This is a genomic window from Anabaena cylindrica UHCC 0172 (genome assembly GCF_034931625.1).
Classification (GTDB): Bacteria; Cyanobacteriota; Cyanobacteriia; order Cyanobacteriales; family Nostocaceae; genus Anabaena; species Anabaena cylindrica_A.
In genome coordinates, this window is the sequence record NZ_JAYGGY010000090.1 from 1 (window position 1) to 24,759 (window position 24,759).

General features: G+C 37.7%; 18 protein-coding genes. 8 read left to right on the forward strand and 10 right to left on the reverse strand.

What is annotated here, in order from left to right; translation table 11 throughout:
* Positions 1–70: 70 nt before the first annotated feature.
* A complete protein-coding gene (locus tag VB713_RS19500) occupies positions 71–907 on the forward strand; it encodes a DUF2887 domain-containing protein (RefSeq protein ID WP_323313165.1) in 837 nt (278 codons plus the stop codon).
* A gap of 3 nt (positions 908–910) precedes the next feature.
* Positions 911–1,162, forward strand: a complete 252-nt coding sequence (locus VB713_RS19505) for a DUF4351 domain-containing protein (RefSeq protein WP_323313166.1) — start codon at positions 911–913, stop codon at positions 1,160–1,162.
* Between the two features lie 155 nt (positions 1,163–1,317).
* On the opposite strand, the gene VB713_RS19510 is transcribed toward VB713_RS19505, so the two are convergent.
* Positions 1,318–3,003 carry a DUF3352 domain-containing protein gene (locus VB713_RS19510; RefSeq protein WP_323313167.1) on the reverse strand — a complete coding sequence of 562 codons (1,686 nt, stop codon included), beginning with the start codon at positions 3,001–3,003 and terminating at the stop codon, positions 1,318–1,320.
* Positions 3,004–3,640: 637 nt separating this feature from the next.
* Here VB713_RS19510 and VB713_RS19515 point away from each other — a divergent pair.
* From VB713_RS19515 to VB713_RS19525, 3 genes are all read left to right on the forward strand, one after another.
* Positions 3,641–6,226 (forward strand): M1 family metallopeptidase, encoded by a 2,586-nt coding sequence (locus VB713_RS19515; protein WP_323313168.1) that lies wholly within the window; start codon positions 3,641–3,643, stop codon positions 6,224–6,226.
* A gap of 287 nt (positions 6,227–6,513) precedes the next feature.
* Positions 6,514–8,190: an AarF/ABC1/UbiB kinase family protein gene (locus VB713_RS19520; RefSeq protein ID WP_323313169.1), complete on the forward strand. Its 1,677-nt coding sequence runs from the start codon at positions 6,514–6,516 to the stop codon at positions 8,188–8,190.
* 46 nt (positions 8,191–8,236) lie between these two features.
* Complete coding sequence (locus VB713_RS19525) at positions 8,237–8,629, forward strand: hypothetical protein (RefSeq protein WP_323313170.1); 393 nt, start codon at positions 8,237–8,239, stop codon at positions 8,627–8,629.
* A gap of 301 nt (positions 8,630–8,930) precedes the next feature.
* On the opposite strand, the gene VB713_RS19530 is transcribed toward VB713_RS19525, so the two are convergent.
* The 7 genes from VB713_RS19530 to VB713_RS19560 all read right to left on the reverse strand — a co-directional run bounded on the left by VB713_RS19530 (position 8,931) and on the right by VB713_RS19560 (position 17,567).
* On the reverse strand, positions 8,931–9,860 hold the full coding sequence (locus VB713_RS19530) for an Npun_R2821/Npun_R2822 family protein (protein WP_323313171.1): 930 nt from the start codon (positions 9,858–9,860) through the stop codon (positions 8,931–8,933).
* Between the two features lie 12 nt (positions 9,861–9,872).
* Positions 9,873–10,871 (reverse strand): Npun_R2821/Npun_R2822 family protein, encoded by a 999-nt coding sequence (locus tag VB713_RS19535; protein WP_323313172.1) that lies wholly within the window; start codon positions 10,869–10,871, stop codon positions 9,873–9,875.
* Between the two features lie 35 nt (positions 10,872–10,906).
* Positions 10,907–11,860 (reverse strand): glycosyltransferase family 10 domain-containing protein, encoded by a 954-nt coding sequence (locus tag VB713_RS19540; protein WP_323313173.1) that lies wholly within the window; start codon positions 11,858–11,860, stop codon positions 10,907–10,909.
* Between the two features lie 24 nt (positions 11,861–11,884).
* Positions 11,885–13,096, reverse strand: coding sequence for a glycosyltransferase (locus VB713_RS19545; RefSeq protein WP_323313174.1), 1,212 nt, complete (start codon positions 13,094–13,096; stop codon positions 11,885–11,887).
* 4 nt (positions 13,097–13,100) lie between these two features.
* Complete coding sequence (locus VB713_RS19550) at positions 13,101–15,350, reverse strand: ABC transporter ATP-binding protein (protein ID WP_323313175.1); 2,250 nt, start codon at positions 15,348–15,350, stop codon at positions 13,101–13,103.
* Between the two features lie 89 nt (positions 15,351–15,439).
* Complete coding sequence (locus VB713_RS19555) at positions 15,440–16,612, reverse strand: glycosyltransferase family 4 protein (RefSeq protein ID WP_323313176.1); 1,173 nt, start codon at positions 16,610–16,612, stop codon at positions 15,440–15,442.
* 112 nt (positions 16,613–16,724) lie between these two features.
* Positions 16,725–17,567: a hypothetical protein gene (locus VB713_RS19560; RefSeq protein WP_323313177.1), complete on the reverse strand. Its 843-nt coding sequence runs from the start codon at positions 17,565–17,567 to the stop codon at positions 16,725–16,727.
* A gap of 594 nt (positions 17,568–18,161) precedes the next feature.
* On the opposite strand from VB713_RS19560, the gene gloB reads away from it, so the two are divergent.
* The 3 genes from gloB (at position 18,162) to dnaB (ending at position 23,230) form a co-directional block, all read left to right on the forward strand.
* Complete coding sequence (gloB, locus tag VB713_RS19565) at positions 18,162–18,935, forward strand: hydroxyacylglutathione hydrolase (RefSeq protein ID WP_323313178.1); 774 nt, start codon at positions 18,162–18,164, stop codon at positions 18,933–18,935.
* Between the two features lie 205 nt (positions 18,936–19,140).
* Entirely contained in the window at positions 19,141–19,599 is a 459-nt protein-coding gene (gene rplI, locus VB713_RS19570; protein ID WP_323313179.1) for a 50S ribosomal protein L9, read from the forward strand.
* A gap of 325 nt (positions 19,600–19,924) precedes the next feature.
* Positions 19,925–23,230, forward strand: a complete 3,306-nt coding sequence (dnaB, locus tag VB713_RS19575) for a replicative DNA helicase (RefSeq protein WP_323313180.1) — start codon at positions 19,925–19,927, stop codon at positions 23,228–23,230.
* 142 nt (positions 23,231–23,372) lie between these two features.
* Here dnaB and VB713_RS19580 read toward each other — a convergent pair whose 3' ends face one another.
* Positions 23,373–23,894 carry an FKBP-type peptidyl-prolyl cis-trans isomerase gene (locus VB713_RS19580; protein WP_323313181.1) on the reverse strand — a complete coding sequence of 174 codons (522 nt, stop codon included), beginning with the start codon at positions 23,892–23,894 and terminating at the stop codon, positions 23,373–23,375.
* A gap of 79 nt (positions 23,895–23,973) precedes the next feature.
* Entirely contained in the window at positions 23,974–24,297 is a 324-nt protein-coding gene (locus VB713_RS19585; protein ID WP_323313182.1) for a phasin family protein, read from the reverse strand.
* Positions 24,298–24,759: the final 462 nt, after the last annotated feature.

The window sequence follows — 24,759 nt, forward strand, 5'->3', positions numbered from 1 at the left end:
AATCCTTAAATCCTGGATATCCTGATTCAGACATTTTCCCTAACTAGCAACTTACATTATTAATAAAAATATGCACACAGATACGATATTCTATCAAATCTTTCTCACCTTCCACACCCTATTATTTGAACTACTTGGACAACCCACAGAAAATGCCAAAAGCTATAACTTCACATCTGTCGAAGTCAAAGAAAAAGCTTTTCGATTTGATGGGATTTTCATGCCAGATAGTTTAGAAAAGCCCATTTATTTTGTAGAAGTTCAATTCCAAAACAAACCAGAATTCTACTGGGAATTAATTACAGAAATCAACATTTATCTCAATCAATACAAACCCGCACAAGATTGGCAAGCAGTAGCTTTATTTGGTAAACGTAGTTTGGATGTAGAAATATTAACTCCCTTCCAGCAAGAATTAGTTAATAGTGGTCGCATTCAAAGAATTTATTTAGATGAAATCCCAACAGGTTCAATCGGTATGGGATTGATTGAGTTAATTCTGAGTAAAGAAACCCAAACACCAGAATTAGTTAAAAACTTAATGCAAAGAACCAAAACAGAGATTAGCAACAACACAGAAAGACAAGGTATTATAGATTTATTAGAAAGTGTTTTGGTGTCAAAATTCTCACAATTAAGCCGTCAGGAGATTGAAGCGATGTTTTTAGTCAGTGATATCAAGCAAACAAGGGTATATCAAGAAGCAAGGCAAGAAGGTAAACAAGATGAAGCGACAAGCTTACTACTGCGAATATTATCCAAGAGATTTGGGAAATTGAGCGATAATAACCTACAAAATATCAAAAATCTAACAATAGAGCAACTAGAAGACCTGGGAGAAGCATTGTTAGATTTTGTGGACATTAACGACCTAGAACAATGGCTCAAATCCCACATAGAATTATAGAAAATGCACACAGACCTGATATTTTTAGTGAATGGTATCAAGCAAACAAGAGTATATCAAGAAGCAAAGCAGGAAGAAGCAACAAACTTACTGGTACGTCAGTTATCCAAGCGATTCGGAAAATTGAGCAGTAATTACATCGAAAATATCAACAAACTCACCATAGAACAACTAGAAGACCTGGGAGAAGCATTATTTGATTTTGTGGACATTTCTGACCTGGAACAATGGCTAAAAACCCACACAGAGAAGTAAGTGATTAACCCAAATTGCTAATTAGACCAGAGAAATGTAATCAGGTGCAAGGAGGAAAAGGTATTGATAGGTAAAAACCCTTTGTAGGGATAATTAATGAATTATCCCTACGTCTTGTTTGGAGATGTATACTGCCCGATTACAAGTAATTTAATTTACTTTGCAGTAGCAGGTTTCAGAGACAACAACATTTCCATTTGACTGGTAGATTTATCAGGGCTATTCACAGTCACACCAATACCACGAATGGAACTCAGGATAGCACTAGCTTCGGGAGGAAGAGGTTGACCTGCTGTGGCAAAACGAGTAATCAGGGATGTGGTGTTGTCCATATCTAAGTAAAAATAGCCTGCGTTGGGTTTTTGCAAAGAACCTGTTACGGATTTAAAGGTGTCCGTGTTATCGAGAGATTGACCTTTTTTATCTGCTAGGGTTTCGCCAACGGGTCCGCCAATAGCGAGAAATACGGTGTCCTGATCTAGCCAACCATGTGCTACTAAAGCGCCTTGCTGGGGTATTTGCCATTCTGTGATATTTTTACCACCAATGCTTTTTTGAGCAACGTTGAGAGATTGTTTTTTGGCTAAATCATCTAATTTAGTGAAGGTGGCTTCGGCTGTTTTGCGATCGCTCGTATCAAATACTATCGCTCCCCCAAATCCTACATTAGCTAACCATCCTTGACTTGATTTCACAGCACCCAAAGCAAATTCTTGATTCATCCAACCAAAAATATCTTTATCTAAATCAAGATTGGCAAATTGTTGTAGTTGTCCGCGAGTCTGTTCAATTACTTGCTTCAGTTCAGGATAATCTTTTGACTGTTCTACCAAAGTTTGCCAACTACGATTAATATTCTGTCCAGTGACTAAAGCAAAGGTATCGCTAGGAAATTGTCCCACTATCTTGGCAGGAGTCGTTTGATACTGAAATTTGCTCAGTTGCGGATCTAAATTCACTACAGCTTTTAACCGCAATCCTGCATCATCAACACCAATACCTGCTACCATCGACTTTACTTGTTTAAGTTGTGCCAAGGTTTGGGGAGGTAATGGCCTAGCTTGAGGATTTAATGCTGTTAATTGCTGTGCCATATTGGCGTAATCAGGAACATAAATTTGAGCAAGGCTGTTTTTTACATCCACACCTTTGGAGAGAATGCTGCTTGCACCTTCTTTAGTCGCAAAAGAAGGTTCACCTTTATAAGTGTCAATAGCTTTTTCTAAAGCTTGTTTTTCTGGTGCTAACAGCAACTGGCTATTATTCAAAACCGTTGTGTATGTCGATTTACCCTTACTTTTACTAGCAATAATTTTCTGACCTTTATAGTCTGATTCCTCAGTTTGCAGGTTTTTTTGCTCTTTCAATTTCTTAGAAAAATTCAAAGCACTGAGTTTATCCTTAATACCTACTACTAACAGGATATTTGGCTCTTGTTTTGGCTTAATAGGTGCATTCGGCGGAGTTGGTGTAGGCGGAGTTGGTGTAGGCGGAGTTGGTGGTAACACAGCAATCATCACACCACCTACCCAAGGCTTAATGTCTGTTTCGTAAGAAATATTACTACCACTTAATAGTTCTTTATTGACATCTTCTAGACTTTTTGTTATTAGCTGTTGGGCTTGTGGATTACCAAATTGCCGTAACTTATTCCAAGATTGATCATCTGTATTGATATAAGTTGCGATTAAGGCATTAGCCGGTACTACTTTAGCACTGCCCAGAGGACTGGAACTATCTCCCGTAGGAGATTTTAAATACATATAAACTGCAATACCTCCAGCCACGACTATAGCAGTACTAATAGCAGGAACTAAAAACTTTGATTTACTTTCAGGCATTGTTATTGTCCTCTTTTGAGCAAATAAATTATTATCAGGCAGTTAAAACAGTGATAGTCAATATAGCAATCCTATTTGAGTTGATTGATTGGTGGGGGCAGGGAATAGGGAAAAGAAAGCGTTCATAAATCATTTAGGATTGCTATATTTAGGATTTTTATCACCGATTTCCACTAATTTAGCGGTTTTTACTGATAAAATTAGTGTTTATACACACGCAGAATTTGTAGTGGCTCTAAAAAAGACTTCACTAGAGTCAGGAGTCAATCCGCAAATGGTATCTTAGTTGATATCCAAAAAATAGTCGGACTCTTAGCCACAAGCTATTCTAAGCTAGAAGAATGATCGATAGTATTTGTGCTTAACAGAAATCTATTGCCTAACGGCACGCTACGTGAACACAGCGCGGTGCAAGACACTCTTGTCCCGAAGATGTAAAAGTGCAAAATATCAGATGACATCAAAACATCGAGACTTGGGAGCAAAATGAAAAGGTTAATACCAATCATCCCATCCCAGAGAAAAATCCTCATCAAATAATCATATTGATTGGGGATACGCATCTACGATGCCGACGGCAAGCGTAGCTATCGGTATTTTTATGAAAGTTTCAGGATTACAAGGTCAGTAATTATCAATGTTGCATTCTTATTTTGATACAGAGAATAACGGACACAAATCGTTTGAGTTGCCAGGGGCTAAACCACACTACAACCCTGACAAACCCGGACAGGTAGAGCATATTTTTCTCGACCTGAGTTTGGATATTCCGAACCAAAGTTACTATGGCAATTGTAGTATTAGATTATTGCCTATCCGTAATAATATTGAGCGTTTGACCTTGGATGCTGTAAACCTGAATATCCAATCTGTACAGGTAGACGAAGTACCGCAAAAGTTTGAATATGATGGAGAAAAGCTGGCAATTCAACTGTCTCAACCAACTCAGACAGGTAAGAGATTGTTGATTGCGATCGCTTACTCAGTGGAAAAACCCCAGCGGGGAATTTACTTTATTCAACCAGATAAACACTATCCAGACAAACCCACCCAAGTCTGGACTCAAGGAGAAGACGAAGACTCTCGTTTTTGGTTTCCCTGTTTTGACTACCCAGGACAGTTATCAACTTCGGAAATTCGAGTTCGTGTTCCCAAATATCTGATTGCTATTTCTAATGGTGAATTGATCCACACCCAAGAAAATGGCAATGATAAAATTTACCATTGGTTACAGCAGCAAGTTCATCCTACTTACTTGATGACATTAGCGGTAGGTGACTTTGCCGAAATTCGAGACGAGTGGCAAGGTAAACCCGTCACCTACTACGTAGAAAAGGGCAGGGAAGCAGATGCTAAACGTAGCATGGAAAAAACCCCCCGCATGATCGAATTTTTGAGTGAAAAGTATGGTTATCCATACCCTTTTCCCAAATATGCCCAAGTTTGCGTCGATGACTTTATTTTTGGAGGTATGGAAAACACCTCCACAACTCTCTTAACCGACCGCTGTTTACTAGATGAAAGGGCAACATTAGATAACCGCAATACAGAAAGCTTAGTTGTCCATGAACTCGCACACCAGTGGTTTGGTGATTTGCTGGTAATTAAACATTGGTCTCACGCTTGGATTAAGGAAGGAATGGCTTCCTATTCTGAAGTCATGTGGACAGAACATGAATATGGTATCCAGGACGCAGCCTATTATCGCTTATTGGAAGCTCGAAGTTACTTGAGCGAAGATAGTAGTCGCTATCGTCGGCCAATGGTAACTCATGTTTACCGGGAAGCAATTGAGCTTTATGACCGCCATATTTACGAAAAAGGATCTTGTGTTTATCACATGATTCGTACAGAATTAGGAGATGAATTATTTTGGCAAGCCATTCAAACCTTTGTTAATGATTATGCTCATCAAACTGTAGAAACAGTAGATTTATTAAGGTCAATTGAAAAAGCAACTGGACGAAATCTCACGTTTCTGTTTGACCAGTATGTTTATCGCGGTGGTTATCCCGATTTTAAAGTTGCTTACTCTTGGGATGGAGATGCGAATTTAGCTAAGGTGACGGTGACTCAAACCCAAGCCAGTACAGATAATAATGGGCAGAAGGATTTATTTGATCTGAAAATTCCCATCGGTTTTGGTTATACTCAGCCAAAATTAGAACTCAAAAGTTTCACTGTGCGTGTGAATGAACGAGAACAAAGTTTCTACTTCCCATTGACATCAAAACCTGATTTTATCAGCTTTGATGTGGGTAATAATTACCTGAAAACTGTGGCTTTAGAATATCCAGTCCCAGAGTTGAAAGCACAGTTAGAATTTGACCCAAATCCCATTTCTCGCATCTATGCGGCTGAAGCTTTAGCTAAAAAAGGCGCATTAGAATCGACAAAAGCACTATCAGCAGCTTTAGAAAATGATTCCTTTTGGGGTGTGCGTGTAGAAGTGGCTAAACAGTTAGCAGAAATTAAGTTAGATCAAGCTTTTGATGCTTTAGTTTCTGGTTTGCAAGACCAAAGTCCTTATGTACGTCGTGCGGTGGTAGAGTCTCTATCTCAAATCAAAACTCATACTAGTTATAAAGCTGTGAAAAGTTTTGTGCAGGATGGTGATGCCAGCTACTATGTGGAAGCTGCTGCTTGTCGTACCATTGGCACAATTGCAGCTGCTAATTTGGAAGATAAACCCCATGAAGATAAGGTTATCAAGCTGCTAAAATCTGTTTTGGAAGAAAAGGCCGGTTGGAACGAAGTGGTACGGAGTGGCGCAGTTGCTGGACTGGCTGAATTGAAAACTTCTGAAACGGCTTTGAATTTGCTGATTGAATACACCAAACTGGGCATCCCCCAACCGTTACGACTAGCGACAATTCGTGCTTTAGGAAAAATTTCTGTTGGTCAAACTCCTGCTAATTTAGAACGAATTTTAGCCCGATTGGCAGAAATAGCTAGAGAAACGTTCTTTTTGACACAGGTGGCAGTGGTGTCAGCATTAGGACAAATGGAAACTCCCAAAGCGATCGCTATTTTACAATCTTTAGCTAATCAAACAGCCGATGGGCGTGTTCGTCGTTATGCTGAAGAAGAAGTTTCCAAAGTCCAAAAGAATATTGGCCCAGAAAAAAGCTTGCGTCAAATGCGTGAAGAACTCGACCAACTCAAACAACAAAATCAGGAACTAAAAAGCCGCTTAGAAACTTTAGAGGCCAAATCAAAGTAAACTCAATATCCTCAATTATTCCTGAATAACAACCAGATTCCCGACTTCTTGGAGATTCGGGGATCTCAACCTTTTTAACTCAACAAATTACATAAAATATAAAATACTCCAGCTGGAGAACAAATGTTTGTACTTTTATAAAGTATAATTAAGAAAAAGATAAACAACTCTAGACAGTTGAAGTAGGCTTCTTTAGCCTGACATAGTGTCTGTCAATAGGCAAAGCTCAATACTTTGTCAACCAATTATCTATCGTAAAATTCCCAGTTGAAGAGGCAAATAAAGGCGTGGGTCAGTATCAACCTGCTCAACTAAAGCAGTATAATCCAGACGCGATCGCTCGTTACTATCGTTACCGTCCCTGGTTAGCTTGGGGCAGACTGCTAAGAATCATCCTCTCTTTTGCAGGATTTATACTCGGTCTCAAGTGGGATGAATGGCAAAATCAAGTTGAGCAGAACAAGGGGAAACGAGCTACCCAGTTGCGAGAACTGCTCACTCACCTTGGCCCTACATTTATTAAAGTAGGTCAAGCACTCTCCACCAGACCTGACCTAATCCGCAAAGACTTTTTAGTAGAACTGATAAAGTTACAAGACCAGTTACCACCCTTCGATAATGCCCTGGCTTACCACATTATTGAAACTGAACTCGACCGACCAATTCAGGAAATATTTAGAGAACTCTCACCCAAGCCAGTAGCAGCAGCCAGTTTAGGTCAAGTCTATCGGGGTCGTTTACTCAGTGGTGAAGAAGTAGCCGTAAAAGTTCAGCGTCCGCACCTACGTCCAGTCATTACAAAAGACTTGTATTTAATGCGCTGGGCAGCAGGTTGGCTAACACCTTGGTTGCCTCTCAATCTGGGTCACGACCTGACATTAATTGTGGACGAGTTTGGCACAAAACTATTTGAAGAAATAGATTACATCAACGAAGGTCGCAACGCCGAACAATTTGCCAATAACTTCCATGATGATCCTCACGTCAAAGTTCCGTCTATTTATTGGCGTTATACCAGTAATCATGTTTTAACTCTAGAATGGATTAACGGATTTAAACTCACCGATACACAAAGCATCCGCCAAGCAGGTTTAGATCCAGAAACAATTATCCAAATAGGTGTTACGACCGGATTACAACAGCTATTAGAACATGGTTTTTTCCATGCAGATCCCCATCCAGGTAATTTGTTTGCTGTCCCCGATGGTCGGATGGCTTACATCGACTTTGGCATGATGGATCAATTAGAGGAAACTACTAAAGAATCACTTGTAGATGCCTTAGTACATCTGGTAAATAAAGATTACACCGACTTAGCTGAAGACTTTGTCAAACTAGGCTTTTTAGCCCCAGATACAAATATTTGCCCCATTGTACCAGCATTAGAAGCCGTATTGGGAAATGCTATTGGCAAAAATGTCAAAGACTTTAACTTCAAAACCATCACTGATGAATTTTCGGAATTGATGTATGAATATCCTTTCCGAGTACCAGCCAAATTTGCTTTAATTATTCGTTCGCTGGTGACACAAGAAGGCATTGCTCTCAGCCTTAACCCCAACTTTAAAATCGTGGAAATAGGTTATCCCTACATAGCAAGGCGGTTGCTGACAGGGGAATCTCCCGCATTAAGACGGAGGTTGCTGAATGTATTATTTAAAAATGGTAAATTCCAGTGGCAGCGGTTAGAAAACTTAATTTCTATTGCTCGTACCGATGAGGAATTTGATGTTTTACCTACAGCGAAAATGGGCTTACAATTTTTACTATCTGAAGAAGGTAAATTCCTCCGTCGTGAGTTAGTTCTTGCCATTACCGAAGATGACCGCTTACATACTGAAGAAGTACAACGGCTATGGAATTTAGTCAAAGATGACTTACCACCAAATCGGTTATTAAATGTAGCAGTTGGCTTGTTAACAGAGTTATCTAGAGAAGGTGTAGCTGCTATTCTGCCCAAATAATCCCTCAGTAAATAAAAACGAATTTTAATAACAATCAGGAGTTTTAATGTACTATTACCCTCTACAACCACCTTACATTTCACTATTAATTGGTTTTCTCATCGCTTTAACTTCAGGTTTAGCCCTATCTGGCACATTAAAAGTAATTGTCCAAGAATGGCCAAAGGATAAGTCTAAAGATAAGTCATCTGAACAAAATACTAATGCCCGTTTCTTTTATAAACAATTGTTAGTGCCATTTATTGGTATTACGGGTGGTATTTGTTTATTTCTGTCTTCCGGTTTAGAGATATTTGGTTTTCCCTTTGGACTAGCTTTAGGTGTGGGTTTACCAATTAGTCTGCTAACTTGCTTATTTGTTTGGTGGCAGTTGGGAGGTATGCTAGATTATGTTAAAAGTCAAGGAATGCAATCTTTAGATTTAGATTCTTGGTCTTAACAAGAGAAGTTTATGCTTGTATCGAGATCCCTCCTAACCTCCTTAAACAGGGAATAACCTGCTCACAGTCCTCCTTAAAAAGGAGGATTTAGGAGGATCTAAAGTTTTTAATATATAGCGTTTCCTAATCACATGAGGTATATCATAGCCCTCTCCTCGCTTGCGGGGAGGGGGTTAGGGGTGGGGTTCTTGTACCTCACTCAACCGATAACCGCTATATCAGTCACCACTTTTCAAACACCCTCTAAAGTAGCTAGAGGATATCTAAAGATTTTTTGATCCATATTTGGACTGTGAAGAGTTACTTATTTCTCAGTTGTCTAACTTGGTTTTTAAGATTGTCAACAGTCTGCTGCCACTGACTTTTTTTCGCAGGTGTAGGAATAGCAGCGGGAGGTATACCAGGATTTAAATTACGATAATATTCCCAAGTTTCCCAATAGGGACAACCTGGTTGAATTTTAATTCCTGCCCAATGAAGATATTGTAGAGGTTGATTAACTGTTGGATCAAATAAAATATTACCTTGGGTCTGAAAATGTGGTGTTCCCCCCCAATTTCCTGGCGCTTTTCCTTCTCTACGAACGATGTTAAAACGATGGGGAATACGCTTAAGTAGCATATAATTGATAATTGGTTGGTCAGAAGTTTTTTCAGAAAAATCAAAATATTCTGGATGAGATGCACATTCAGCAAATGTTTCATACAAATCATTTTCGGAAATTAAGTTTTTCTTAGAACCCCAAAAACCACCATTAAAAATTTCTTTAACTTCGTCCTTTGTAAATACTTTATTTTCTATTACTTGGGAATTAAAAACATTTTTAATCCCTCCTAAATGTTGGTAATCACAACAGATAAAGTCAGTATTTTTCAAATAATTGAGATTATCAATTATTTTTTCAAAAACAACAATATCAGTATCAATATACAAAAATTCATCAAATTCTCCAAACCAGCAAGCTTGTTTACGAAATTGATTAGGACGAGCAAAAAACTGACCCCCAAAGGTTTCATATAATCTTTGAGAAAGACGAGCAATAAAATCTAGGTCTTCATAGATTTTTACGCCATAATTTTTACCCAAAATATCAGCAATAGCATGATAATTATCATCATAAGGAATCATGACTACTGGTGTATCAGCATCATATAAACGAATACTATTCAGGAGAGCAATCGCTTGCTCTGTCACCTTATCATTAGCAATGATATAAATTCCCCTATTCATTCAATTAAACCTCTAATTTTTAGCTAATTTCAACTTGTTTAAAATTCTTGTGCCTAAACTGGGAAGAGCATTATAAGCCTTAGCTTTAGTTGTGAACTTTGGCCGCTGTTCTGGTTCATGCAAATAGCGATAGTACAGAAAAATATCTCGATAAGGAAAATCAATATTTTCTCCAGTACAAACTCGATGGAATAATTTAGAAGATAACCCAATATAATGCAAATAAGTTAATCTGTTACCTTTGTCATAGAGAATTTGATCTCGGTTTTCAAAATGTAAAGAGGTTACAGAGCAACCAGTAGTTTTATCAGCAGGTAACTCCAGGGCAAAATTATAGTTAGATAGCCCTAATCGCATGACCATATAGTTGAGAATTGTTTGGTCAGGAGCCATATCATAAAGAACTTCTGCTTCTCCTTGACGCAAAAACTCTAGGATCATTTCTCTATTTTGTTCAGGAAATATATCTTTTTTAGAACCATAAAATCCAGAACAAAATATTTCCGTTTGCAACCGTTTTAGGGTAAACAATTCTTTTAATTTGCTTGATGATACACTGTAAACATGAGCTAAATCTTTAAATTGAAAATCATATACTACCCAATCATGATGATTTAGCTGAGTAAAAATATGATCTAATGGGCTCATTAATATAGTATCAGCGTCCATATAAACAAAGCGGTCAAAAGGAGCATCAAAAGCGCAGTAACGCCGATGAGTTCCTAGTCTGTGATATTTCTCGGTTCCTATTTTTTGCCAATGGGTTTGGGCGTTAGGATGGGTATCCCAAATCTCTTTGACAAATTTATCCCACTTTTGAATTGAATCTTGGTGATCATAAAGTGTCACATGAGGGCGGTGGACAAGTTCAGCAGCAATTTTTTCTGTATTGTGATCATAAGGATAGATACATACAGGCATTGTCTGACCATAAATTGCTTCTATACTGTTGATGAGGGCAATGAGTTGGTCATAAACTCGGTCATTAGCAAGTGTACAAATACCATCCATATATAAATCCTAAAATGTACATTTATCAATTTGAATTAAGAAAATTGAGTGACAAATTCTGATAACCAATTGAGTAAGTTTAGTTTGTGTAAAATAATTTGTCTGGCTTCAGCAATCGCATCTTTGGCAGCATACCAAGCATCAGGTGTAGATGTTATTTCTTGAATGTAAGCAATTCCTTTTTCATCTAAACTTGGTAATCTTAAAAAGCTTCCTGGTGGTAATAATTTATCTGCGGCTTGTCCACCATAATAAATTGGTAAACACCAAGCTAATAAACTATCCCAAAGTTTCTCACTGACATACCAACTATTATCAGCATAGTTTTCAATTGCTAAATTATAATAATATGGTGCCATGCCGTACCATTTATTACCAAGTTCTCCGGAAGTTTTCACCCATTTTTCTAAACCACGTCCATAGAAATCAATTTGCATACCGCTAGATTTTAAAGATTGCAAAAAATCGAGACGTTGCCGATGATTTGCTGTGCGATTAATACCGGAAGTAATCCAACTACAGTTAGATACTTTTTGTGGACATGGCATTTCATTTAAATCCTTAAAGGAATTAGAATGATACCAAATAGCAGGCATATAATTGGGAATAGGGGCAAAATCATCAGGGCCAGAAATGTAACCACAATAATTTTCAGCTTGTTGATAATTACGCTTATTAATTTCTAAAATTTCATCTAAAGGTGGTTCTCTCAATAAATAAATAATCTGCTCTTTACTGACATTACGTAATAGATTATGAATATTTAATTCTGGTTTTGGTTGCTTTTTCCGTAAACGGTCTAATAATGACGGAGGAGGTGATGGTTGAGGAAAATCAAACTGATACATGAGCAGGAAATTTGGTTTTTCTGCTAGTGCTTGCATTTGTATATTTTCCCAAACACCAAAGGGATGGGGTGTTTGTTGCCACAGCCAATCTGCTCTTGATTCTAGAGCGCGATAGCTGCTAATCATACCTACAGTTTTCATATTTAGTCGCTAATCAAAATTAGTTTAGGGGATGAGTGGAGGTAGAAAGGATTCATCTATGTAGCTGAGAATTTTGGCGGCGCGATTTTCCCAAGAGAACTGCTTAACAAAGTCAATAATTTCTGGATAACCAGCTATTTTTTTAGGATGTGTTGCTAATACTTGTCGTAGAGCAATAGCAAATTGAGTTGGGTTATCTGGTTCACACCAAGCAGTAATGGCCGGAGTATTTTTAAACTCAGTTAAGGAGGGAATTTCGGTAGCAACAACGGGATTCCCAGAGGCTAGGTAGTCGAATAACTTTAAGGGGGATGTAAAAGTTGCGGCTTTTCCTAAACAATGAGGATGAGCCAAGATATCTGCTGCTTGTAGCAAAGATGATAACTCATTATGCAAGATGTAACCTAAAAAAGTAATATTTTCTACTTGCTTGTCTTTTGCTAATTGTTGATAGTGTTCAACTTCTGCTGGTTTACCACCTGCACAGGCAAACTGCACATTTGGCATTTCTTTAGCTACCTCAATGAGTACATCAATACCTTTAAATTGCTTTAATGCTCCTGCATAGACTACTAATTTTGTTCGTTCATTTTGCAATAATTTTTCACGCCACAATCTGGATTTTTCAGGTTGTCTTTCCATAAATAGGCGATTAAAACCATTGTGTAGGGTAATCACTTTTTCTGGGGGCATACCATTTTCAATCATGGTTTCACGGATGGTATCTACTACTGTGATGGCAATTTGAAATAGGGGATTTTTGACGATTTCCGGTTCAAATTGTTTGTGATCATGATGGTGATGTTCGTAGATTGCTGGAATGCCATTTTTGATGGCAGCTTTAATAAAATTCCAGTTACGACTGTGAACAATTTGGGTTTTTGGTAGTATATGAAAAGGTAAATAATATTTTGTGGCAATAGTATTAGAATTAGTAATTTTATTTTGCCAATTGTCAATTGGCCAAGGCATAGGTAAGGGAGCAACTTTTAATTTATCTTGTAAGTTGTAGTAATTAACAAGTTTGTCTGGTATTTTTTGAGGTTGAAAAGGACGAGCTAGATGCCAGAAATTTATAGCTGATAATCCTTTTTGAGGATAAACTAGTACGGTTGAATAACCTAAGTTAGCTGCCCCATTTGCAGCGTTAGTAGACTGAACTAGGTGAGCTTCTGGCTTTGGTAATTCTTCGTTAATAAAAAATATATAGTTTTTAGCTAAAATATTGTTTTTCATTGTTTTATATTTTAATGTTATCCTCAAATTTTTCTAAGTTGCCCAGAAGATAAATAGCAGATTCATATGCTTCATTAAGTAGTTGATTTTGAAATTCCATTGGCTCTTCCACATTATCAGCTAGTGTGCGGAGGCAGGCAAATATGGGATTAAGAGAGGAGCGAAATTCATCAAAGAGATAACTAAAATTTTGATAATATGTGGTGATACCACTGCGATTCTGTTCGGCGATAGAGACTAACTGTCCCTTGATTTGTCTGTTAATTACATCATCGAAAACATCAATGGTGTTGAGGATTCTCCATGATGATTTGTAAGATTCTTCCAGTAATTCTTGACGCTCTGAGAAATCATCTACTAGATCATCAAGTAATAAACGCATTAACCCAATCATGGAATTAAGTTGTGTGCGAATTTCATAAGATATCCGGAGTAAGCTTTGATTGCGTTTACTGGGAGTGTCGGAGTTATTGGCAAATTGCATGGAATACAGCTGTGAATAGTATCCACCTTTTTTGAGCAGTTCTTCATGGGTTCCAACTTCTACAACACGACCTTGATCTAGGACGGCTATTTGATCAGCTTTACGGACTGTGGAAAGACGGTGAGCAATGACTAGGGTGGTGCGATTTTGACTGAGTTCATCGAGTGCAGATTGTACCAAGCGTTCGGAAACAGTATCTAAGGCGCTCGTAGCTTCGTCTAAGATGAGGATTTCTGGATTTTGAACTAGTGCGCGTGCGATCGCTAGTCTTTGTCTTTGACCACCTGATAACATCACACCGCGATCGCCTATCAGGGTATCAAATTGCTGTGGTAATTTGCTAATAAATTCATAGGCATTAGCTTTCTGTGCTGCTGTGATAATTTCTTCTTCTGTTGCTTCTGGTCTAGCATAGGCGATGTTATTCCGTACTGAATCATTAAACAAAAAAGTATCTTGACTAACAATTCCCATGTGTTGTCGCACAGAAGTTAAATCAAACTCTCGTAAATCTACATCATCAAAGGTAATACAGCCACTTGTTGGATCATAAAATCTTGGTAAAAGGTCTGCCAATGTCGATTTACCAGCACCAGAACCTCCTACTAATGCTAAAGTTGTGCCACAAGGTAAATATAAATTGATATCTTTCAATACCTGTTGTTTATGTTCAGTATATGCAAAGGAAATAGATTTAAAATTTACTCCCCGTTCTAAACTTTTATAAGGAAGTTTACCATTACCCATAAATGGCTTATCTTCTAGCCTTAAAAATTCACTTACCATCTCTACGCTAGTAGAGGTACTGGCAAAATTGCTCCGCAGGCCATTTAATTGAGAAATTAGTGGTAGTAATCGCAATAGCACTAATAAGTATGTCAATAGTACGGTAGAAACGGCAGTAATTTGGTTCGCAAATAAAGTTTTACTCAAAAAAACAATTATCAGTAAACAAGTGATGCCCATAAATTCACTCAATGGAGCGATCACTTGAAAATTAGCCTGAGATTCAAAATCTGCTTTTTCACGATCTCTAATCAGTTTTTGAATACGTTGATATTCTCTTGTTTCATTGCCTGTTGACTTGACTAACCTGATTCCATTCAAAATTTCTAGTACAGCAATTGAATATGCTTTAGATAATTCACTAAGTTGTTTACCAAATTTTTTAGAACGGTTAATAAAGTACTGATTCAGAAATGTCACTACTGACATTAAAGCTGTTGCCGCAATTGTTAATGGCCATGAAATCGACAATAATAAACCAATAAAAACTAAAATTGTAATTGACAGAGTAGTTAATTTAACTATATTACTTATAGCACTAGAGGCGCGACTCATTTCTCCGCCTAGACGGTTCATTAAATCGCCAGCCTTCATCTTAGTGTAGTAATCTATATCAACTTTTAATAAAATATTGAGTCCCGCTTCTCGCATATCTGATGTTAACATCCGGGTTAGAGAACTAGATGTTAATGAATTAATATATGCAGATAAATTCTTCAAAGCAATTGTGCCAATAACTGCTATTGCCATGACGGCAATCCGGTAATTTTCTGGCACACCATCAAATGGATTCAGAAGAATTTTAAGAATACCAGGAGCGCCTTTAAAGTCTATATCTTGTCCTACTATTTTTAAAATAACTGGTACAATTAGAGCCGTGCTAACGCCATTAAATAAAGCTCCAGAAAATCCTAATAATATCGTTGATAAAATCAATACTGGATAAGGTTTAGCAAATTTTAGTAGTAGTTTTCTGGTAGACATTGGGTTTAATTAACATGAAAATTAAGTTATTTCTCACACCAACAATATATATGATCATTCATGAAAAATTAATTATTTCTCAGAACTATTTATAAGTTGGCGATGACTGATTCAAGAACAGAAGACATTGAATTGATACTATATTTTTCTACACATCTTTCTCTTGCTTTAACTGCACGCTGATTAGCTGTATCTAAATCCTCAAATATCAATTTGATTTTGTCAGCAAGTTGTTCAGGCGCTTCAGAATCAACTAAATAACCTGTTTCGCCTAAAATTTCGGGAATATCTCCCACACGGGTTGCTAATATAGGTTTAGCCATTGCCATACCATCTGTTAACTTGAGGGGAAATTGAGCTAAAGCTGCGGGAGTATCTCTTTGTGGTACAACAATGACGTGTGCCGCTGCCACAATTTTAGGCATTTCTGTAGATGGATATTTTGGGAGTTTGATAATCCAACGTCCCCATTTTTCTGAGAGTTGAGCATCATAATCATCATAAGGACTACCACCTACAATTACTAGTTTTAAATCTGGGTCATTGAGAATTTCCAGTGCCATTAATACATCTTCAACACCTTTGTAAGGTCTAGGTGCGCCAGGAAACATTAAAATTTTATAACCTGACAGTCCATAGTAGCTTCTACTTGCTTCGGGATCATAATAATTAGGATTAAACAGTTCTGTGTCTTTTCCATTGGGTATATATGTGCCACCAAATTTATCTTGTAAAAACTTAGTATGAATTGTAATGGCATTAGCTTTGTGTGTCATCCCTTCAATTTTTTGCAAATAAAGCGGATGATCAGGATTTTTCAAGGCTCCATCTGGTTTAAAAACATCCCGATAAATTTGCTTCCATGATAAATTATATTGCCATTTTTCACCACCATACCAACTGAGTTCCCAGTCATCTATATCTAAAATTATCGGTCGTTTGGTTTTTAATTTTTGCAGTAATGCTAAACCAAAAGTTGTAGGTTTTGGTCTCATAGCATAAATAATATCACCATCAAGTCTTTTCAAAAGTTGAGAAGCTGAGATCAGAAATTTTGGGTAGTTATAGCCAGTAAAGTGACTAACTATAATCTCTGATTGAGGAATCACTGCGGCTTCTTGTCCAAAGACAAATCCTAAAATTTCTACTTGATGATTAAGTTTTTGTAGTGCTTGAGCTAACAAAAAAGAACGGACAGATCCACCACCCCATCTTCCTGCTCCGGCACTCGATAAATCACTCACTAATATAGAAATTTTCAATTTTGGTATTTTCTCCTGTGATTACAAAATTTTCAGATGTTTTTATTATGCTAGGCTCTAATCGCAACTATTTTATTACATAAAGTAGTTATTATTTTTCATGATTAATGGTTTATTTTTTACGCCAGGGATTAGTTACTTGGTTGGGTAAAAATACTTGAGCTAATTTGTCAAATACTCTAGTATAAAGACTTCGAGTGATATTTTTAGCGTATTGAGGACGGTAAGGATAGGTACAGTGTAGAACTTTGATTGGTGTATCAATCTGGTACGCATCTTGCCATTTACTCATATAATTATAGGTAGGGGGTAATATCTTTATTTTAGGCTTGGTTGAGGCTATAGCTGAGGAAAAAGCACCTTGATCTTTGAGTAGTAATTTATCTTGATTGTTTTTGATTATTTCAAAATACTGTTTAAATTCATTAAAAAAGATTTGATTTTTTTCTGATTTTGTAAAAGCAATTAAACCGCTATTATACTGGATACTATCATCCTGTAGTGGTAAGTCTAAGGATTGCAAAATTGTTAGCACATGGGGTAAAAGTTCTTGTTGATTTCCCCTCAATAAATTCGTAGCTTTGGCAATAGAAGGTTGAACATCTTCTGTTAGTAATAAATCATATTCATCTAAATAATTAAATACATCATTTAAATCAGTTAATAGACAGGTGTCTGAATCTAAGTAAATAGTTTTATCAAATTCTGAGGCAGCATACAAAGCCAGTTTAGCTTCTCGTGATGCTAAAACAGGATTTTTATTAGCTGGAGCTGGCTTCAAGATTATATTGTTAAATCTTGTTAATAGGGGATAAAAAATTTTAGGAACTTGATCAATTAAAATAATTATTGGTTCCTGATGAAACTTTCTTACAGATGCTAAAAAATGAACACAATCTTGAAAAGGGTAAAGTCCTGTGAGAATTGTAATAAATCCTTGAGTTGCTGATCTCATAAAACCTTTTTTGTTTAAAACTAATGTAGTGTGTCCCTTTGCAAAAACTTTTATTCCAGTCTTCGTGTTAATAAAAAATTCCTTGTCATTAATAAAAGTAAACAAATGGGAGTGTAGTTTTTGTTCTATGATTAGAGAATGTATGTAGTTGCAATAGGTTATTCTTGATTAAGATAGCGTTTCTCGGTTGAGTGAGAGACAAGAACCCTACCGCCGACCTCCTTCACGAAGCAGCGGGGAGGTGGCTATGATATAATTAATATGATTAAGGAACGCTATATCTAAAATATGTGTGTAAAATCAAAGTTTGTGGTAATCATGATGAAATAATACCAAAAGTGAATAACAAAAACTTGGAATTAATACTTCGCTTCTTTTAACCTAGATTTTTCGAGAGTTAACATATTTTCCAGCTATTGTGGATAGTTTTGCAGAACAGATAATGCAAAATTATACATATATAATACCAGGTATGGTTTGATTTTTATTTAAAGTATAAGTAATTATTTGCAATTTTTTATGAAGTTATGTATTTTACTGAAGACGATTTAAATATTTAATACTTGTATTATATTGAAGATAGAGGCAAATGTAATGCAAATCATACGTTTGGCAGCACTTTCAGACAATTATGTATTTTTGCTCTATGATAGCAAAAAAAACATTGCCGCAGTAGTCGATCCGGCAGATTCTCAACCGGTTTTGCAGCAATTAGCGCAACTTCAAGCGGAGTTGGTAGCAATATTTAACACTCATCACCATCATGATCACGTAGGTGGTAATCAACAGTTAATGCAACAATTCCCCCAGGTAGTGGTTTATGGTGGGGTGGAAGATCGGGGGAGGATTCCTGGACAGCAGGTATTTTTACAAGATGGCGATCGCATACAATTTAGCGATCGCACCGCAGAAGTTTTCTTTGTCCCTGGACATACCCGCGCTCATATTGCTTATTACTTCCCACCACTGATAGACGGTGAAATAGGAGAATTATTCTGTGGTGATACCATATTTACTGGTGGTTGTGGTCGCTTATTTGAAGGGACACCAACACAAATGGTAGATTCATTAACTAAACTGCGGAATTTAGCTGATAATACTCGTGTTTGGTGCGCCCATGAATACACATTGAGTAATTTGCGATTTGCACTCACCGTGGATGACGAGAACCTAGATTTACAAAAGCGTTTTGCTGAAGTTACCGCTATGCGTAATCGCCAAGAAGCAACCGTACCCTCACTACTAGGAATAGAAAAGCTAACAAATCCCTTTTTGCGATGGGATCAAGCATCATTACAATTAGCTGCAAAAAGTAGTGATCCAGTGCAAACCTTTGCCAGAATTAGAGGCATGAAAGACCAATTTTAAAGATTTTAGTAACTACTGAAACTCTATAGTAGGAACAGGTATTGTAGATTTTGGCAAATTAGAGTTGCGATCGCCCCCTATTTTCCGCTACGATCTGTAGGCTTTGGGGTAACTATGTAAAGTCGCTGGGAATCAAGCTACCATTTTGTAAGCTCTCCTGCTGATACCCAAGTCAATAAAAATTTTACAGGAAAAACGAAAGACAATGGCCAAACGTGTGCAGTTAATTTTGAATCAGGATATTTATAAGCTCGGTAAATCCGGCGACTTAGTGGATGTAGCACCTGGCTATGCTCGTAACTTCCTAATTCCTCAAAAAAAGGCAAATCATGCCACTCCCGGTCTTCTCAAGCAAGTAGAACGTCGTCGTGAGCAAGAACGTCTCAGACAATTAGAACTAAAACAACAAGCTTTAGAACAAAAAGCAACTTTAGAAAAAGTTGGTAGCTTGAAAATTGCCAAGCCAGTTGGTGAAAACGAAGCTATTTTCGGTACTGTCACCACCCAAGATGTAGCCGAAGCAATTATGGCTGCTACTAGTCAAGAAATTGACCGTCGTGGTATTACCATCCCCGATATTAACCACCTTGGTACTTATCAAGCTGAAGTTAAGCTGCATTCTGACGTAACAGCGCAAATTGATATCGAAGTTATTGCCAGCTAAGAGTACCGAGTACCGAGTACCGAGTGCTGAGTTCTGAGTGCTGAGTTCTGAGTGCTGAGTTCTGAGTGCTGAATGCTGAGTGCTGAGTGCTGAGTTCTGAGTTCTGAGTGCTGAATGCTGAGTGCTGAGTGCTGAGTGCTGAATGCTGAGTGCTGAGTTCTGAGTGCTGAATGCTGAGTGCTGAGTGCTGAGTGCTGAGTGCTGAGTGCTGAGTGCTGAGTGCTGAGTACTGAATGCTGAGTATCGTTCCTACTTATTACTCGTTACTTATTACTCTGTACTGACTTGCCCCTACCCCTGTTTGCAAATCCAAAATCGCTCACTTATGGCTGAAGAACTGAGTTTTCAAGGTGATGGGAGCGATCGCTTACCACCCCAAAACATTGAAGCAGAAGAAGCGATTTTGGGGGGTATCTTACTAGATCCAGAAGCAATAGGTCGAATTCGCGATCGCTTGGCTCCCGAAGCATTTTACATCAGCGCCCATAGAGATATCTATCGAGCTGCGATCGCACTCCATGCCCAAAATAAACCCACAGACCTGCTCTCCCTCACCAGTTGGCTGACTGATAACGATAAGCTGACCCGTATTGGTGGTAGAAACAAATTAGCCACTTTAGTAGACCGCACAGTCTCAGCAGTCAACATTGATGCTTTAGCAGGATTAGTCACAGAAAAATACCTGCGACGACAATTAATTAAAGCGGGTAATGAAGTTGTCCATCTTGGTTACGAAACAGAAACCGAGTTACCAATTGTCTTAGACCAAGCAGAACAGAAAGTTTTCGGTGTCACTCAAGAACGTCCCCAATCAGGTTTAGTTCACATTTCTGATACCCTGATTAACGCCTTCCAGGAAATTGAAACTCGTCATCAAGGCATCGCCTTACCCGGTATTCCCTGCGGTTTTTATGATTTAGATGCCATGACCAGTGGTTTTCAGCGTTCTGATTTAATTATCATCGCTGGTCGGCCGTCAATGGGGAAATGCCTTAGTTACGACTCAGAAATCGTTCTAGCTGATGGGCAAATTACCACAATTGAAGAATTGTATAACCAACGTCAAGGCTTTTTATTGACGTTAAACGACAATTGGAAATTTACCTTTACCCAACCATCTGCATTTGTAGATGATGGTATCAAACCCGTTTTCCGTGTCACAACTCGCTTGGGTAGATTCATTGAAACTACCATTACTCACCCATATTTAACTATTAACGGCTGGCAAAGGCTAGAAAATCTAAAAATCGGTGATAAAATTGCCGTCCCCCGTAAAATTGATGTCTTTGGTAAAGAAACCATCCGGGAGTGTGAAGTTAAGTTATTAGGTTATTTAATCGGTGATGGTGGTTTAACTAACAGCACCCCCAGATTTACAAATAGCAACCCATTACTACAAGCAGATTTTTCTCAAGCCATTACTGACTTTGGTGGTTTATCAATAAGATGGGAAGATTCCCAAGGGCAAAGGACACCATCATTGTGTGTTAAAGGAAATTTAGAATTTATTGCTACTCAAAGAGAGTTGTTTGCCGAAAGTCTCAAAATGGCCATTCGCTCTCGTTCATTATCGGCTAAACAATTAAGCCATGAACTAGGCGTAAGTCCATCTTTACTTTGTACGTGGACGAAAGGAGAATGTGTACCAAATTTCAACACTTTTCAGCTATTATGTAAAACTCTAAACATGGAGTTAGAGGAATTTGCACCTTATGGATTTAATAGCATCAGCAAGTCTAGTAAAAATAGTTTAACAATTTGGTTAGAAAAATTAGGTTTGTGGGGTAAAGATGCTCATACTAAAACTATCCCCAAAATTATATTTAAATTAGAAAAATCGCAAATATCTTTATTCTTAAATCGTTTATTTGCCACAGATGGTTGGGCGACATTACTGGCTAGTGGACAATCACAGTTAGGCTATGGCACAGTTAGTGAGAAACTAGCAAGACAGATTCAACATCTATTATTAAGGTTTGGCATTATTGCTACCTTGAAAAAACGCTCTGTAAAATATAACAATACTCGTAGACCTGCTTGGCAATTAGATATTACTGATGCCTTATCTATCAAAACTTTCATTTCAGAAATTGGTATTTTTGGTAAAGAAGAAGCATTAGCAAAGGTGACAGCCGCAATATCTACCAAACGATATCAAACTAATCGTGACCTTATACCTATAGATATTTGGGAAAAATTAGCCGCAGCCAAAGGTCATGAAACTTGGAATAGTTTAGCTTACCGTGCGGGAATTAAAGGCTATAGCAATATGCACGTTGGTAAACGATCTTTAAGCAGAGAAAGATTGTGGATTTTAGCTACTGCTTTAGATAATTTAACACTCCAACAATTAGCAACCAGTGATATCTATTGGGATGAAATCGTTGCTATTGATGCCGTAGGTAACAAGCAAGTTTATGATTTAACTATTCCAGAAACACACAATTTTGTAGCTAATGATATTTGTGTACATAATACTGCCTTCTGTCTGAACCTAGCTCATAATATCGCTGCTGGTTATAAATTACCTGTGGCTGTTTTCAGTTTAGAAATGTCCAAAGAACAACTAGTACAGCGACTATTAGCCAGTGAAGCAGGAATTGAAAGTGGTTATTTACGCAGTGGACGCATTAGTCAAACCCAGTGGGAACCGTTAAGCCGTGCTATTGGGATGCTTTCGGAAATGCCCATTTTTATTGACGATACCGCAAATATTACAGTTACACAAATGCGGAGTCAAGCGCGACGACTCCAAGCAGAACAGAATACAGAACTAGGTTTAATTGTTATAGATTACTTGCAATTAATGGAAGGTGGAGGGGATAATCGGGTACAGGAGTTATCAAGAATCACGCGATCGCTCAAAGGTTTAGCTCGTGAGTTATCTGTCCCAGTTATAGCCTTATCTCAACTCAGTCGAGGCGTAGAAGCCCGCACCAATAAACGCCCAATGTTATCTGATTTACGTGAATCTGGCTGTTTAACTGGAGAGACCTTAGTAACATTAGCAGATACTGGCTTACTTGTACCAATTAGGGAATTAGTAGGTAAATCTGGTTTTGCAGTTTGGTCATTAAATGAAAAAACAATGCAGTTAGAAGAGGCAATTGTTAGTAACGCCTTTTCCACAGGTATCAAACCTGTATTTACCTTAAAAACCCGATTAGGGCAAAAAATTAAAGCTACAGGTAATCACAAATTTTTAACAATTCATGGTTGGAAAAGACTTGATGAGTTAATCCATAACAAAGAAAATTTAAGTCGAGAAGGAACATTAAAAATCGCCAATATTGTCCAATCAAGTCAATTAATTAACCTAGCCAACAGTGATGTGTATTGGGATGAAATTGTTTCAATTACACCTGATGGAGAAGAAGAAGTATTTGATTTAACAGTTCCTAAATTACATAACTTTATTGCAAATAATATTATTGTTCACAATTCAATTGAACAAGATGCGGATTTAGTGATCATGCTTTATCGTGATGAGTATTATTCTCCAGATACTCCAGATCGCGGCATTACAGAAGTTATAGTAGCTAAACACCGCAATGGACCGACTGGGACTATTAAACTTTTATTTGATCCACAATTTACAAAATTCAAAAACTTAGCTAGACCAAATTATTAAAATAATAGGTAATTGGTAATAGGTAATTGGTGATAAAATTCCAGTCTTAATCCTGTTCATCCTTAAATCCTGTAAATCCTGATATGGCTACGCCACGCCACGCTACGCTATCAGACAATTACCCATTACCCATTACCGATTTTTATTTGATATCTAACAATTCCACATCAAAAATCAAAGTAGCGTTGGGAGGAATTACGCCACCAGCACCACGAGAACCATAACCTAATTCTGAGGGGATGATTAACTTGCGACGATCGCCTACTTTCATAGTGCTGAGTCCTTCATCCCAACCTTTAATTACCTGTCCAATACCAATTTTGAAACTGAAGGGTTGGCCGCGATCGCGTGAACTATCAAATTTAGTCCCATCTTCCAAAGTACCAGTATAGTGAACTACAACGGTTTTTCCTTTTGCAGGAGTTGCTCCACTTCCCTGTACTAATTCAACGTACTTCAGTCCAGAGGGAGTAGTAACGACATTCTCATCAGACATAATCTTGTTCGCTATCAAAGTATTGTTTTCTGCAATTACAACAGTGGCTGCTGATGTTTGGGTTAATTTAGCAGCATTAGCAGTATCTTGTTTACCACCAACTTGTGCCAAAACCAAAGCCGCAACACACACGAGCATGAACACCACACTCAGTAAAATTCCTTTCACAATCAGCCCTCCCTATCTAGGTAATTCGGTAATTTTCTTACCAACAGGACATAACCCAGTTTAAATCACAATAGACATCCTAACGCCACAGCTTATTTTCTAAATCACGCACCTGACGCTCTAAACGATCAATTCTGCCGCGCAATTCATCCACTTCTGACTGACGTGCAACCCCCAAATCCTGCATCATATTTCGCATTTGTCTTTGCATTTGCACTTCCCAGTTACCTTGATCTGACTTTAACTGCTGTACAATGTCGTCCATTACTGCCTTAGCTTGTTCAGGATTGAGCTTACCATCCTTGACGAGTTCATCACTGACTTGCCGTAGTTTATCTGCTACCAAAGAGGTTGTCCCAAGACCCAGCATCATCAGCTGTTCTAACCAGTTGTTGCTATCCATAGTCTTTTCCTAATCATTTTATTTTTAACCAGCGAACCTTTTGCCCTTTAATGGATAAGTATTACCATTAGACTATGCGGGAAGCTTAGTGATTTTAGCTAACAGATATACTTGTCAAACCCTCTTCCCTTATGCCTCTTGCCTTATCTTAAGGATAAATATTCATACTCACCTACTTATCTTAAGCTGATTACTTATTGTTTTTGGTGTCAGTCTCCCCAACTCCAAACCCTTAAACTCATTCTCAAACAGGGTTTTAGGTGAATGCTGGCTACTGACTGCTAATAAAGTTAATTCTTAATTGGTTGATAAACTTTTAATAATTATTAATTAATTAATTTATGAGATTTATATTATCAACATTCTGGACAGACTGAGAATGTGTTGATTTAGTCGGTTCTTAGATACTAAATCCCTGAACTGTATTGTTCGGGTTTGGTAAGGGCTGAGTTTAAAACAAAT